At 68.0% G+C, this 13,817-nt stretch carries 14 protein-coding genes; 11 read left to right on the forward strand and 3 right to left on the reverse strand.

Features of this window, described 5'->3' with window-relative positions; genetic code table 11:
• Window positions 1-110: 110 nt before the first annotated feature.
• Window positions 111-980 carry a thioredoxin gene (trxA, locus tag BM060_RS19320; protein WP_074982020.1) on the forward strand — a complete coding sequence of 290 codons (870 nt, stop codon included), beginning with the start codon at window positions 111-113 and terminating at the stop codon, window positions 978-980.
• Between the two features lie 317 nt (window positions 981-1,297).
• On the opposite strand, the gene BM060_RS19325 is transcribed toward trxA, so the two are convergent.
• A complete protein-coding gene (locus BM060_RS19325; RefSeq protein ID WP_245323021.1) occupies window positions 1,298-1,660 on the reverse strand; it encodes a hypothetical protein in 363 nt (120 codons plus the stop codon).
• 134 nt (window positions 1,661-1,794) lie between these two features.
• Between BM060_RS19325 and BM060_RS19330 the strand changes: the two genes are divergently transcribed.
• The 10 genes from BM060_RS19330 (at window position 1,795) to BM060_RS19375 (ending at window position 11,951) form a co-directional block, all read left to right on the forward strand.
• The gene (locus BM060_RS19330) at window positions 1,795-2,361 is read left to right on the forward strand and encodes a DUF2796 domain-containing protein (protein ID WP_074982022.1); all 567 of its coding nucleotides are present in this window, start codon (window positions 1,795-1,797) and stop codon (window positions 2,359-2,361) included.
• Between the two features lie 8 nt (window positions 2,362-2,369).
• Window positions 2,370-3,077, forward strand: a complete 708-nt coding sequence (locus BM060_RS19335; protein ID WP_069862149.1) for an ABC transporter ATP-binding protein — start codon at window positions 2,370-2,372, stop codon at window positions 3,075-3,077.
• Between the two features lie 2 nt (window positions 3,078-3,079).
• Entirely contained in the window at window positions 3,080-4,345 is a 1,266-nt protein-coding gene (locus tag BM060_RS19340; protein WP_074982024.1) for an ABC transporter permease, read from the forward strand.
• A gap of 9 nt (window positions 4,346-4,354) precedes the next feature.
• Window positions 4,355-4,882, forward strand: a complete 528-nt coding sequence (locus tag BM060_RS19345; protein WP_074982026.1) for a DUF3299 domain-containing protein — start codon at window positions 4,355-4,357, stop codon at window positions 4,880-4,882.
• A 135-nt stretch (window positions 4,883-5,017) separates the two neighbouring features.
• Window positions 5,018-5,737, forward strand: coding sequence for an OmpW/AlkL family protein (locus BM060_RS19350; RefSeq protein ID WP_074982028.1), 720 nt, complete (start codon window positions 5,018-5,020; stop codon window positions 5,735-5,737).
• Between the two features lie 785 nt (window positions 5,738-6,522).
• Entirely contained in the window at window positions 6,523-7,053 is a 531-nt protein-coding gene (locus BM060_RS19355) for a fimbrial protein (protein WP_083426797.1), read from the forward strand.
• Window positions 7,054-7,268: 215 nt separating this feature from the next.
• Window positions 7,269-8,027 (forward strand): fimbrial biogenesis chaperone, encoded by a 759-nt coding sequence (locus BM060_RS19360; RefSeq protein ID WP_074982033.1) that lies wholly within the window; start codon window positions 7,269-7,271, stop codon window positions 8,025-8,027.
• 21 nt (window positions 8,028-8,048) lie between these two features.
• On the forward strand, window positions 8,049-10,583 hold the full coding sequence (locus BM060_RS19365) for a fimbria/pilus outer membrane usher protein (protein WP_135499980.1): 2,535 nt from the start codon (window positions 8,049-8,051) through the stop codon (window positions 10,581-10,583).
• A complete protein-coding gene (locus BM060_RS19370; protein ID WP_074982036.1) occupies window positions 10,580-11,587 on the forward strand; it encodes a hypothetical protein in 1,008 nt (335 codons plus the stop codon). The genes BM060_RS19365 and BM060_RS19370 overlap by 4 nt, the downstream gene beginning before the upstream one ends.
• 7 nt (window positions 11,588-11,594) lie before the next feature.
• On the forward strand, window positions 11,595-11,951 hold the full coding sequence (locus tag BM060_RS19375; protein ID WP_009617233.1) for a SirB2 family protein: 357 nt from the start codon (window positions 11,595-11,597) through the stop codon (window positions 11,949-11,951).
• Here the strand turns inward: BM060_RS19375 and BM060_RS19380 are convergent, their stop codons facing one another.
• Window positions 11,952-12,890, reverse strand: a complete 939-nt coding sequence (locus BM060_RS19380; protein ID WP_074982038.1) for an NAD-dependent epimerase/dehydratase family protein — start codon at window positions 12,888-12,890, stop codon at window positions 11,952-11,954. It lies immediately after the preceding gene.
• Entirely contained in the window at window positions 12,883-13,767 is an 885-nt protein-coding gene (locus tag BM060_RS19385) for a sugar nucleotide-binding protein (RefSeq protein WP_009617230.1), read from the reverse strand. Before BM060_RS19385 ends, BM060_RS19380 begins: the two co-directional genes overlap by 8 nt.
• Between the last annotated feature and the right edge of the window lie 50 nt (window positions 13,768-13,817).

Here is a 13,817-nt window from a genome sequence, read left to right on the forward strand (position 1 = left end):
TGCTCACCTGGGACGTAGGGCGCGGTGCGGCATTGCCTTGTTTCCGTCCGCCGCGCCCCCACTTATAGTGACCAGCACCCTTTCGCCCCTTTCGCCCGACGAGAGCCCCCATGAGCGACACGCCCTACATCTTCGACGTCACCAGCGCCGACTTCGACCAGTTGGTGATCCAGAACTCTTTCCACAAGCCGGTGCTCGTCGACTTCTGGGCCGACTGGTGCGCGCCCTGCAAGGCGCTGATGCCGATGCTGGCGCAGGTCACCGAGTCCTACCAGGGCGAACTGCTGCTGGCCAAGGTCAACTGCGACGTCGAGCAGGACATCGTCATGCGCTTCGGCATCCGCAGCCTGCCCACCGTGGTGCTGTTCAAGGACGGCCAGCCGGTCGACGGCTTCGCCGGCGCACAACCGGAATCGGCGGTGCGGCAGATGCTGGAGCAGCACGTACAGCCGCCGGCAGCCCCCGCCGGCAACCCGCTGGACGCTGCCGAAGCCGCCTTCGCCGAAGGCCGCTTCGCCGAGGCCGAGGCCCAGCTCAAGGCCCTGCTGGGCGAAGACAACACCAATGCCGCGGCGCTGATCCTCTACGCCCGCTGCCTGGCCGAGCGCGGCGAGCTGGGCGAAGCCGAGACGGTGCTGGACGCGGTGAAGAGCGACGAGCACAAGTCCGCCCTGGCCGCCGCCCGCGCCCAGCTGACCTTCCTGCGCCAGGCCGCCGACCTGCCCGACGCCGCCACCCTGAAAACCCGCCTGGCGGCCGACGCCGGCGACGACGAGGCCGCCTACCAACTGGCCGTGCAGCAACTCGCGCGGCAGCAGTACGAAGCGGCGATGGACGGCCTGTTGCGCCTGTTCCAACGCAACCGCGGCTACGCCGAGGACCTGCCGCGCAAGACGCTGGTGCAGGTGTTCGACCTGCTGGGCAATGAGCATCCGCTGGTGATCGCCTATCGGCGGAAGTTGGCCAATCTGCTGTATTGAGCAGGGGGGTTCGTTTCGTGTAGGAGCGAGCTTGCTCGCGAACGGTGCCAACCGGCTGCTCTGGTGCTGGGTGTGGCGCCGTCCCCTCTCCCTGAAGGGAGAGGGGGCTTGTCCGTGCCGAGAGAGGTGATGGTTTCAGCTGGAAGCCAACGGACTAGCCGGCTAACTCAGGAATACCCAAGCGCTCCGAACGGTCCCCTCTCCCTTCAGGGAGAGGGTTAGGGAGAGGGCGCTCTCATGCCTGGCACCAGCATGGCCGGGAAACTCCGTTCGCGAGCAAGCTCGCTCCTACGAAAAGCAAAAAGCCCAAAAGCCCCTTACTCCCCAACCCAGGTAAACACCTGAGTCCCCTCCCGCACTTCGATCCTCACATCCGGACTATGCCGCAAACGCACCAGCAGCCCCTTGGCCGCGCCGGCGCTGCCAGCCAGGGCGGCCAGTTCGTCAAGCAGTTGCGGGCCTTCGCAACTGCCGGCCCGGCGCAACAGGTCGCGGGCCGCCTGCCACAGGCGGTCGGTACCGCTGGGCGCCACCAGCGGGTTATCCACAGGCGCCACCGGAGCGGCGACAGGTGCGGCGGGCGCATGGCGCAGTGCCGCGCCCAGGCGCTGCCACTCTTCCTCGTCCAGTTCCAGGCTCAGGTCCACCGGCCAGTCGCCGATGCTTCCACGGATTCGCATGTCGGTTTCCTCCTGCATGTCGGCATGCTCCCACGCCAGCCCGGCCACGCCAATCTCCCGGGGCGCCTCTAGCCAGCCGCAATATTTCGTTATAACGTAACGCACTCTCGATTTTTCCCTCCCGGAGACCGTCCATGCGCCCCTTGCTGCTCGCCCTCGCCCTGATCCCCTTCGCCGCCGCCCAGGCCCATGACGAACACGAGCATGGCAGCCTCGGCAAGCACGAGCACGGCGTGGCCCAGCTCAACGTCGCGCTGGACGGCAACACCCTGGAGCTGGAAGTGGACAGCCCGGCGATGAACTTCGTCGGCTTCGAGCACCCGGCCAGCAGCGCCGCCGACCAGGCCACCGTGGCCGCCGCCCGCGCCCAGCTGGGCAAGCCCCTGGAGCTGGTACAGGCACCGGCCGCAGCCAAGTGCGGCGTCGCCGAGGTGGAGCTGGAAAGTCCGCTGTTCGGCAGTGCCAAGGCCCACGAACATGACCACGACGACGATGGCGACGAGCACGAAGGCCACCAGCACAGCGACATCAACGCCCACTACAAGCTGACCTGCGCCGCGCCCGAAGCCCTCACCAGCCTCGACTTCGCCCCGCTGTTCAAGCGCTTCCCCGGCACCCAGAAGCTGGTGGTGCAGCTGATCGGCCCGAACGGCCAGCAGGGCGCCGAGCTGACCCCGGCCAGCAGCCTGCTGAAGTTCTGACGCGCCCCATGGACACCCTGCTCGAACTCCGCGACCTCGGCTTCGCCTGGCCCGGCCAGGCGGAGCTGCTGGACATCCCGCAGTTTTCCCTCGGCCGTGGCGAGACGCTGTTCCTCAAGGGCCCCTCCGGCAGCGGCAAGACCACTCTGCTCGGCCTGCTGGGCGGCGTGCAGAAGCCCCGGCGCGGCAGCATCCGCCTGCTCGGCGAGGACCTGGCGCAGCTCTCCGCCGCGCGCCGCGACCACTTCCGCGTCGACCACACCGGCTACATCTTCCAGCAGTTCAACCTGCTGCCGTTCCTCTCGGTGCAGGAGAACGTCGAACTGCCCTGCCACTTCTCGCGCAGCCGCGCGGCCCGCGCTCGCGAGCGCCACGGCAGCGTCGGCGAAGCCGCCAGCGCCCTGCTCGCGCACCTGGGCCTGGGCGACGCGGCGCTGCTGCAGCGGCGCGCCGACAACCTCTCCATCGGCCAGCAGCAGCGCGTCGCCGCGGCGCGCGCGCTGATCGGCCAGCCGGAACTGGTGATCGCCGACGAGCCGACCTCGGCGCTGGACGCCGACGCCCGCGAAGCCTTTCTCCAACTGCTGTTCGCCGAATGCCGCGCGGCCGGCGCCAGCCTGCTGTTCGTCAGCCACGACCAGAGCCTGGCGCCGCTGTTCGACCGCAGTCTGTCGCTGGCCGACCTCAACCGCGCCGCCACCGCCCCCGGGATCTGAGCATGTATCTGTTGCGCCTGGCCCTGGCCAGCCTTTCCAACCGCCGCTTCACCGCGTTGCTCACGGTCTTCGCCATCGCCCTCTCCGCCTGTCTGCTGCTGGCCGTGGAGCGGGTGCGCAGCGAGGCCCGCGCCAGCTTCGCCAGCACCATTTCCGGCACTGACCTGATCGTCGGCGCGCGCTCCGGCTCGATCAACCTGCTGCTGTACTCGGTGTTCCGCATCGGCAACGCCACCAACAACATCCGCTGGGAGAGCTTCCAGACGGTCAAGGCCAGCCCGCTGGTGAAATGGGCCATCCCGATCTCCCTGGGCGACTCGCACCGCGGCTACCGGGTGATGGGCACCGACACCGGCTACTTCGAGCACTACCGCTACGCCCGCGACCAGCAGTTGCAACTGGCCGAGGGCCGGCCCTTCGGCCAGGACCTGTTCGACGTGGTGCTCGGCGCCGAGGTGGCCGAGGCGCTGCACTACAAGCTGGGCGATCACATCGTCCTCAGCCACGGGGTGAGCACCATCAGCCTGGTGCAGCACGACGACAAGCCGTTCACCGTGGTCGGCATCCTCAAGCGTACCGGCACCCCGGTGGACCGCACCCTGCACATTTCCCTGGCCGGCATGGAGGCGCTGCACGTCGACTGGAAGAACGGCGTGCCGGCCCGCGGCGCGGGGCGTATCAGCGCCGACCAGGCGCGCCACATGGACCTGCAGCCGACCGCCATCACCGCCTTCCTGCTCGGCCTGAAGAGCAAGGTGGCGACCTTCGCCCTGCAACGGCAGATCAACGAGTACGACGGCGAGCCGCTGCTGGCCATCCTCCCCGGCGTGGCCCTGCAGGAGCTGTGGGGGCTGATGGGCACGGCGGAGAAGGCGCTGTTCGTGGTCTCGCTGTTCGTGGTGCTGACCGGCCTGATCGGCATGCTCACCGCCATCCTCACCAGCCTCAACGAACGCCGCCGCGAGATGGCCATCCTGCGCTCGGTGGGCGCGCGGCCCTGGCACGTGTTCAGCCTGCTGCTGGCCGAGGCCTTCGCCCTGGCCCTGGCCGGCGTCACCCTCGGCCTGGGCCTGCTGTACGCCGGCATCGCCGCCGCCCAGGGCTACGTGCAGGCCAACTACGGCATCTTCCTGCCGCTGGCGGCGCCGAGCGCCTATGAGTGGTCGCTGCTCGGCGGCATACTGCTGGCCGCCATACTGATCGGCTGCGTGCCGGCCTGGCGCGCCTATCGCCAGTCGCTGGCCGACGGCCTGTCGATCCGCATCTGAGTAGCCCCCATGAAAAGAACCGCCTCCACCTTCCTCGCCCTGCTCCTGCTCGCCGCCGGCGCGGCCTGGGCCGGCACGCCGCAGACGCTGACCTGGCCGCAGCTGATCCCCGAGGGCGCGCCGCCGCCCCCGCCGCCGGTGCCGCTGCACGACATTTCCCAGCTTAGCGACGCGCTCAACGCCGAGAGCGGCCCGGCGGCCAAGCAGCAGTCGCCGGCCGCCCCGGTGGTGCAGGCGCTGGACGGCCAGCAGGTGAAGCTGCCCGGCTACATAGTGCCGCTGGACGTCGGCCAGGACGGCGAGGTCAACGAGTTCCTCCTGGTGCCCTACTACGGCGCCTGCATCCACGTGCCACCGCCGCCGTCCAACCAGATCGTCTACGTGCACCAGGCCCACGGCGTGAAGATGGACGAGCTGTACCAGCCCTACTGGGTGGTCGGGCGCATGCAGGTGAAGCACATCGACAGCGATCTGGCCCAGGCCGGCTACCAGCTCAAAGCCGACGAGGTCACGCCGTACGAATACGAGGGCGAATAGCCTGCGACCATCCGCCACAGGCATTACCCCTACGAGGCAGGGGGGCTTTATTGAGCTGAATCAAGAAGGATCGCTTAGCGCCGTCTACCATGATGTCCACCAACGCTTATTCCAAAATCATGGAGCATCACCATCATGCGCAAGTCCTGGCTCACCGCCTCCCTGCTCGCCGCCGCCGTATCCACGCCGTTCGCCGCCCAGGCTGCGGACATCCAGGGCCACAAGGCCGGTGACTTCATCGTCCGCGGCGGCTTCGCCACCGTAGCCCCCAACGACGACAGCAGCGACATCAAGCTGGACGGCGGCAAGGTCGGCGGCACCAAGGCCACCGTGGACAGCGACACCCAGCTGGGCCTGACCTTCAGCTACCTGATCACCGACAAGATCGGTGTCGAGCTGGTCGCCGCCACCCCGTTCAACCACCAGGTCGACGTCAAGGGCCTGAACCGCGCCACCGGCCTGACCGGCCTGGACGGCAAGCTGGCCGACATCAAGCAGCTGCCGCCGACCGTGCTGCTGCAGTACTACCCCATGGGCGGCACCAACTCCGCCTTCCAGCCCTACGGCGGCCTGGGCGTGAACTACACCACCTTCTTCGACGAAGACCTGGCCAGCAACCGCAAGGACCAGGGCTTCAGCAACCTGAAGCTGCAGGATTCCTGGGGCCTGGCCGGCGAACTGGGCTTCGACTACATGCTCAACGAGCACGCTCTGTTCAACGTTGCCGTGTGGTACATGGACATCGACACCAAGGCCAGCGTCAACGGCCCGGGCGCCCTGGGCATCCAGAAGACCAAGGTCGACGTAGACGTCGATCCGTGGGTGTACATGATTGGCTTCGGCTACAAGTTCTAAGAGCCTGACCACGATCTGTTGCGCGTCGGTATAACTGAGATAGCCTTCGGCAAATGCCGGTAGTGCTGTTCACTTAAGAAAGGATGCCGTTTCTCTGTCTGGGGGAAACGGCATTTTTTCATTTGGGGGGCTGTGGCTTGGCTCGCGAAGTCTGTCCTCCTCTCCGACCTTAACTCCGCCCAGTGGCTTGGGGCTCGGTGTAACGCGCCGCTCCGAGTCTGCCCGACCGTCTTGTTTCGCCCCCTCGGGCGAGTCCCTTTTGTCAATCGCCACAAAAGGAACCAAAAAGGCTTGCCCCGCCATACGGGCCCGACAGAGTCGGGCTACCCTCACGAATTCCCCCGCCACGAAGGCCCGCCCCGAGGGTACGTCCCTGTAGCCCATCGGGGCTCTCGCGACATCCATGTCGCACGACCTCCTGAGCGCCGGTTTCGCTCGGCCTTCTGAAGGGGCGTTCCGGTGCGCTTGGATGTTTCTCTGGAAATCCGTAGGGCGAATAACGCTCCGCGTTATCCGCCGTTTGGCCTTGGCGCGCGGCGGCTCCGGGGCTGGCCTGGGCGTTGGCTGGAGGCTTGGGTGTGGCGGCGTATAACCGCCAACGGTTATACGCCCTACATTCCAGGCAACTTGTTTTACTTCCTACTTTTCAATTAGTAACCCACTTATATCCGTTGCCTACCTCATTCATAGGAATACACCTACGGCGCATCAGAAGTTTCCTAATATTCGAAATTTCGGGAAGCAGGGAGAATTCACCTACCGAAAAACCTGCAAGGAAAAACACCATGAAAAATCTCACTCTTCCCGCAGCCGTACTCCTCGCCCTGGCAGCCGGTGGCGCCCAGGCAGCGACCGGTGGCCAGATCAGCTTCACCGGCCACGTTATGGAAGACACCTGCGAAGTCAGCGTGAACGGTGGCGGCGCCGATGCCTCCATCAACCTGCCGTCGATCTCCACCAGCGACTTCGACACCGTGGGCTCCACCGCCGGCGAGCAGCGCTTCACCATCGCCCTGAACGGCTGCACCGTCGGCCAGACCTACAAGGTCGACTTCGCCTCGGCCAACGTCAACCCGACCACCGGCAACCTCGCCTTCAACGGCGAAGCCATGAGCATGTCCGGCATCGAGCTGCAGATCGCCAACGAAGAACTGGAAGCCATCGACCTGCGCACCAACGCCAACAACGTCAGTAAGCCCATGGACGAAGCCGGCCCGCTGGAATTCGCCTACTACGCCCGTTACGTACAGACCTCGGAGCTGGTATCGCCCGGTACCGCCGACACCGCCCTGCTGTATTCCATCCGTTACGACTGACAGCGGCCCCGGATGCATCCCCCTCCCCCATCGGGGGATGCACTCGGAATATTCATCACGCGCATGAACACATCGACGAAAGTTCATACACGGTCTGAATGAATAAACGCACTTACAAGTTCTCCGGACAACTTCACCGCCCGGGAACTTGCCAGTACCCCGGCCCCGCCTAGACTCCACCCAAAGTCCTTCTTTACAGAGAAGGAGGTTGCCCGATGCGTCCCGCTACCCACTTGTTCTTCCTGCTCGGTCTTTGCCTGCTGGCGTTCCAGGCCAATGCCAGCATCGTCATCACCGGCACCCGCGTGGTCTACCCGGCCGCCGAGCGGGACATCACCGTCAACATCCGCAACACCGGCAAGACGCCGTCGCTGATCAAGGCCTGGGTGGACAACGGCAAGGGCACGCCCGGCGCAGACAAGCAGGGGCGCTCGCCCTTCATCGTCACGCCGCCGGTCTCGCGGGTCGACCCGGACAAGGGCCTGCTGCTGCGCATCGCCAACATCGACCGCTCGCTGCCCCAGGACCGCGAATCGGTATTCTGGCTGAACGTCCTGGAGGTGCCCTCGAGCAGCCCGGACAAGGCCGACGCGGCCGCCAGCAACAACAGCGCGGGCAAGCTGCAGGTGGCCTTCCGTTCTCAGCTCAAGCTGTTCTACCGCCCGGCCAAGCTCAAGGGCGTGGCCGCCGACGCGGCGCAGCAGCTGAAGTGGCGCGTCGTTTCCGAGGGCGGCAAGAGCATGCTGCGCGCGGTCAACGACCTGCCCTACTCGGTGTCCCTGGCCCGCCTGCAACTGCGCTCGGGCGCCAGACAATACGACAACGACGACCTGGACATGGTCCCGGCCAAGGGCAGCTACGGCATCGCCCTGCCCCGCGACGCGGCGGCCTGGGCCAGGCCCGGCGCACGGGTCCGCTACACCTGGATCAACGATTTCGGCGGCCTGATCGAAACCGAAGCCACCGTCGAGTAACCCTCCCCCGCGAGGTCCATCGTGTCCCCTTCGATACTGTCCCGCATCCTGCGTCTGGGGTGCCTGGGAGGGCTCTTCTGCGCCCTGCTCCCGGCCCCGGCAGTGGCCGCCGAAGGCACCGGCGAGGTGCATTTCGACCGCGGCCTGCTGGAGACGCTGGGCATGAGCACGGACGTTTCCGGGTTCGAGAAGAACCCCTCGGCGCTGCCGCCGGGCACCTACTCCCTCGACCTGACCCTGAACAAGGTGTATTTCGGCCAGCAGGAAGTGCGCGTGGTGCATACCGCCGAGCAACGCCAGGTCTACTGCTTCACCCAGGAACAACTGGAACAGTGGGGCGTGCTGCTGCCCGAGCCCGCCGCCGACGCCAAGCCCGCCAGCGGCGACTGCATCGACCTGCCCGAACGCGTGCCGCAGAGCCGCGTGGAGCTGGACGGCGCCAGCGGGGCCATCCTCCTCACCCTGCCCCAGGCCTACGTCAAGCAGCGCCCACGCAACTATGCGCCGCCGCAGAGCTGGGATTCGGGGATCAACGCCGGCTTCGTCAGCTACACCAGCAACTTCGACCGCTCCAGCAACAGCCAGGACACCCGCAACGACCTGTTCCTCGGCCTCAACGGCGGCCTCAACCTGATGGACTGGCGCCTGCGCCACAACGCCACCTTCAGCCACGGCGACACCACCCGCCAGGGCAGCCACTACCGCACCCTGAACAACTACGCCCAGCGCGACATCACCGCGTTGTCCTCGCAACTGACCCTCGGCCAGCACTTCACCGCCGGCGACTTGTTCGACAGCATCCCCTTCAGCGGCGTGCAGCTGGAGAGCGACGAGCGCATGCTGCCCGAGAGCGAGCGCGGCTTCGCGCCGGTGGTGCGCGGCATCGCCGACAGCAATGCGACCGTGAAGATCCACCAGGGCCAGCAACTGATCCACCAGGTCAGCGTGCCGCCCGGCCCCTTCGTCATCGACGACCTGTACAACACCGGCTACACCGAGGACCTGCTGGTCACGGTGATCGAGGCCGACGGCCGCGAGAAGAGCTTCAGCGTGCCCTATTCCTATGCCGCCGAACTGCTCAGGCCCGGCGCCTCGCGCTACCAGGTGGCCTCCGGCAGCTACCGCGGCGAGGACGTCGACAACCCGCTGAAGTTCGTCCAGGGCGGCTACCGCCGGGGCCTGAGCAACAACCTCAGCGCCTATTCCGGCGCGGTGATCGCCGACAGCTACATGGCCTCGCTGATCGGCGCCGCGCTGAACACGCGCTACGGCGCCTTCTCCCTGGACGCCACCCTGTCGCGCTTCGACGCCCTGCCCGCCGACGCCGCGGGCCAGGACATGCCCGACAACGGCGAAAGCTACCGCCTGGCCTACAACAAGTCGTTCGGCGGCACCAACCTGCAGCTGTCCTACCGCCGCTCGGACAAGGGCTACCTGGGGCTGGCCGCCGCGGCCGACGCCCTGGACACCGACAACGCCAGCCTGTTCCGCGAGCGCGACCGCGTCCAGCTCAGCCTCAGCCAGGCGCTGGCCGGCGGCAGCCTGTACCTTTCCGGCGTGGGGCAGAGCTACTGGACCGGCGAGCGGCGCAGCCTGACCTTCAGCAGCGGCTTCAGCCGCACCTTCAACTGGGGCAGCCTGGGCCTGTCGGCGACGCGCTTCCAGAGCGTCGACGGCTACGACAACCAGTACCTGCTGAGCATCAGCATCCCGCTGGGCCGCGATGCCGGCGCGCCGCGCCTGAGCAGCACGCTGTCGCTGCAGGACGCGCACAACCGCTCGCTGCAGACCAGCCTCAGCGGCATTGCCGGCGAGCGCGGCCAGTGGAACTACAACCTGTACGGCAACCACAGCCAGGCCGACAGCGCCAGCACCCAGTCCTACGGCGGCAACCTCAACCTGCGCACCTCCGCCAGCGCCCTGGGCGCCAGCCTGGCGCGCGGCGACGGCTTCAGCCGCGAGTCGCTGTCGGCGCGCGGCAGCCTGGTGGCCTATTCCGGCGGCATCGCGCTGTCGCCGAGCCAGGGCGAGACCATGGCGATAGTCGAGGCCGAAGGCGCGGCGGGCGCCCTGCTGCCCCGCGGCCGTGTGCGCCTCGACGACGACGGCAAGGCCCTGCTCACGGGGCTGACGCCCTACCGCCACAACGAGATAGTGCTGGACGCCAAGAGTGCCACCGCCGACGTCGAGATCAAGGAGAACATCCAGAAGACCGCGCCGCGCTATGGCGCCATCGTGCGGGTGCCCTACCGCACCCGCAGCGGCATCTCGGTGCTGCTCGAACTGCGCCGCCCCGGAGGCCAGGAGGTGCCCTTCGGCGCCGAGGTCGGCGGCGCCGGCGAAGTCCTCGCCTACGTCGGCCAGGACAACCTGGTCTACCTGTACCTGGAAAAGGGCCGCGACAGCTACCGGGTATCCTGGGGCGAGGCGGACGAGCAGCAATGCAGCTTCACTTACGCCATGCCGGCGAAGAAGGACAAGCAGGACACCTACCGGGCCATCCCGGTCGACTGCCAGGCCGCCGCCGGCGGCCCGCCAAGCGAGGAAAGATCATGATCCACCCGCGCCGCCGCCCCCTGTTCCACTGCCTGGCCCTGGCCGCCTGCCTGCTGCAGGCGCTGCCGGCCGCCGCCGACGAGTGCCCGGTCGAGCCGAACCAGTGCTACTTCACCAACCAGCAGTTCACCTACGACGGCGAGACCTACATCAGCGCCGGCCTGCCGGTGGGCAGCGTGCTGGGCACCCTGAACCTGTCCCTGGACTACGCCTGCCGCCTGCAGGAGTACCTGGCCGGGGACGCCGGGCGCTACATCGTGCTGGGCGTGGCCAGCGAGGCCAGCCACATGCAGGGCAACGACTTCGCCACCAACCTCAACGGCCTGGTCTACCGGGTGATTCCCTCGGGCAAGGACGGCGTCGGCGTCAAACAGGTGGGCGGGGTGGCCGAGCGCATCCAACTGGGCATCGTCGGCGACCGCAGCCTGGGCCCCAGCGAATGCGTCAGCGGCTCGCTGTCCAACAGCTTCATCGAGGTGCTGAAGAACGGCCCGATCGACACCCCGGGGGTGTACTCGATCAACTTCCGCGAGCCGGCGCTGTTCGTCGGCTCGCGCTGGAACAACACGCCGCCGGCCTACCCCATCGACCCCTTCCCGGGCGTCGCCCTGACCTTCCTGCCCACCACCTGCGAGATGACCGACGCGCCGACGCGGGTCGATTTCGGCAGTTTCAGCAAGAACCAGTTGCCCCTGCAGCGGCGTTTCGACTTTCATTGGCAGTGCGACGGCGGCGCGGTCATCCACACCACGCTGTCACCGGCCAACGGCGAGCTGCTCGACGGCAACACCGCGCTGCTCCACGAATCCGCCGGTTTGCTGCTGAAGATCAAGGACCTGCAGAACGAGCGGTACGTAGTCTTCAACCAGCCCGTCGAGCACGTGGTCCGCACGCCGCGCTCGCTGAGCTTCGACACCGCCTTCGAGGCCGAGCTGCTGGCGGGCGCCGAGGTCCGGCCGGGGCCCTTCGAGTTCGTCGTGCTCTACACCACCGAATACAAGTGAGCGCCCCATGTACCTCTGGTTGAAGCACCTGCACATCACCCTGGCAGTCCTCAGCAGCCTGCTCTTCCTCTGGCGCCTGGGGCTGAGCTGGCGGGGCCGGCGCCTGGCCGGCTGGCAGCGCTGGGCGCCGCACCTGGTGGACAGCCTGCTGCTGCTCAGCGCCCTGGGCCTGGTGCACCTGGCCATGCCCTGGCCGCTGCCGCTGTGGCTGCAGGCCAAGCTGGGGCTGCTGGTGGGCTACATCGTGCTCGCCGCCTTCGCCATGCGCAGCGCGGCGCGCGGGCCCAAGGCACTGCTCAGCGCCCTGGCCCTGGCCTGCCTGGGCGGCATCTTCTACCTGGCGCTGAACAAGCCCTGGTGGTGATCAGCGCCCGAGCAGGCGCGCCAGGCCCTCGCCGATCGGCGTCGGCCGTTCCAGGCGGTAGTGCGCCAGCAGGCGGCCGTTGTCGGCGCGGGAATGGCGGATGTCGCCGGGGCGCGCCTCGGCGTGGCTCACCGGCGGCAGGCCGCCGACCAGCGCGCCGATCTCGCCCAGCAGCTGGTTCAGGCTGGTCACCTGGTTCAGCCCGACGTTGACCGCCCCTTCCGGCACCTGCGCTGCCTCCAGCGCCTGCACCAGCAACTGCACCAGGTCGGCGACGTAGATGAAGTCGCGGGTCTGCTCGCCGTCGCCGAACACGCTGATCGGCTGCCCGGAGAGGGCGCGCTGGGTGAAGATGCTGATCACCCCGGAATAGGGCGAGGACGGGTCCTGGCGCGGGCCGTAGACGTTGAAGAAGCGGAACACCGCCGGCTCCAGGCCATGCTGGCGGCGGTAGAAGTCGAAGTAGTACTCGCCGGCCAGCTTGTCCGCGGCGTAGGGCGTCAGCGGCGCCTTGGGCAGGTCCTCGACTATCGCCGTGCCTTGGCCGTTTTGGCCGTAGACGGCGGCGCTGGAGGCATACAGAACACGCTTCACCCCGGCTTCGCGCAGAGCTTCGCAGAGGTTCAGGGTGCCGATGAAGTTGCTCTGGTGGGTGGCCACCGGGTCGTCCACCGAGGCCTGCACCGAGGCCACCGCGGCCAGGTGCGCCACCGCCTGGCAGCCCTGCAGGGCGCGGCGCACCACGGCCGCGTCGGCGACGTCGCCGACCAGCAGTTCCACCTCCGCGGCGAGGTTCTCGCGCTTGCCGGTGGACAGGTTGTCCAGCACGCGGACCTTGAAGCCGCGCGCCAGCAGCGCGTCGGCCAGGTGCGAGCCGATGAAGCCGGCGCCGCCGGTGATGAGGATGGGGGCGGCGGATGCCGGGGAGATGTCAGCCATGACGGTAGTAACGGTCCAGCAGGGTCGGCAGCGCTGCACGCCAGGCGCGCGGCTTGATGCCGAAGGTGTGAAGGATTTTCTTGCAGGCGAGCACCGCGTGCTGCGGTTCCTCGCTGGCGTCCGGGCGCGCCGCGTGGGCCTGGGCGACGGGGTCGCGCAGGGCCTGGCCGGTGAGGGTGCGGGCCTCGGCGATGATCACCTGGCCCAGGGCCAGGGTGGTGGTGGCCTCCAGGCCGCCATAGTGGTAGGTGCCCCACAGCGGCGCCTGGCAGTCCAGCTGCTTGAGCACCGAGAGGATCACCCGCGCGGCGTCGTCCACCGGGGTGGGGTTGCCGCGACGGTCGTCCGCCAGGTACAGCTCGTCCTCGCCCAGGGCGCGGCTGAGGAAGCGGTCCAGGCTGCCGCCCGGGCTGTCGTCCAGCAGCCAGCCGAAGCGCAGCAGCACGTGGCGCGGGCAGGTGGCGCGGACCCACTGTTCCATGCGCCACAGCGCCTGGCCGCGGCGGCCCAGGGGTAGCGGCTCGTCCTTCTCGCTGTAGGCGGTGGCGCGGGCGCCGTCGAACACGCGGTAGCTGGAAGGCTGCAGCAGGAGAATCTCGTAGTGCTGGCAGAGTTCGGCCAGGCGCTCCACGGCGCGCTCCTGGCCGGCCAGGCGGGCATCGTCGACCTGCTCGGCCTGGAACCAGTCGTGGTAGTAGGCGAGGTTGATCACCGCGTCGGGGCGGGTCTCGTCCAGCAGCAGGGTCAGGCTGGAGGCATCCCAGCCCTGCTCGGGCGGGCGCGGGGCGAGGAAGCCGATGTCTTCCTCGGCTCCCAGGCGGATCAGCGCCTGTCCCAGGGCATTACCGCCACCCAACAGCATCAGGCGCATACGCATCTTCAGGGGGTCACTCGAATCGTGGGCCACGGCCGGCGGCGTTTCGCCGA

The organism is Pseudomonas citronellolis, assembly GCF_900112375.1.
In the GTDB taxonomy this organism is placed as follows: Bacteria; Pseudomonadota; Gammaproteobacteria; order Pseudomonadales; family Pseudomonadaceae; genus Pseudomonas; species Pseudomonas citronellolis.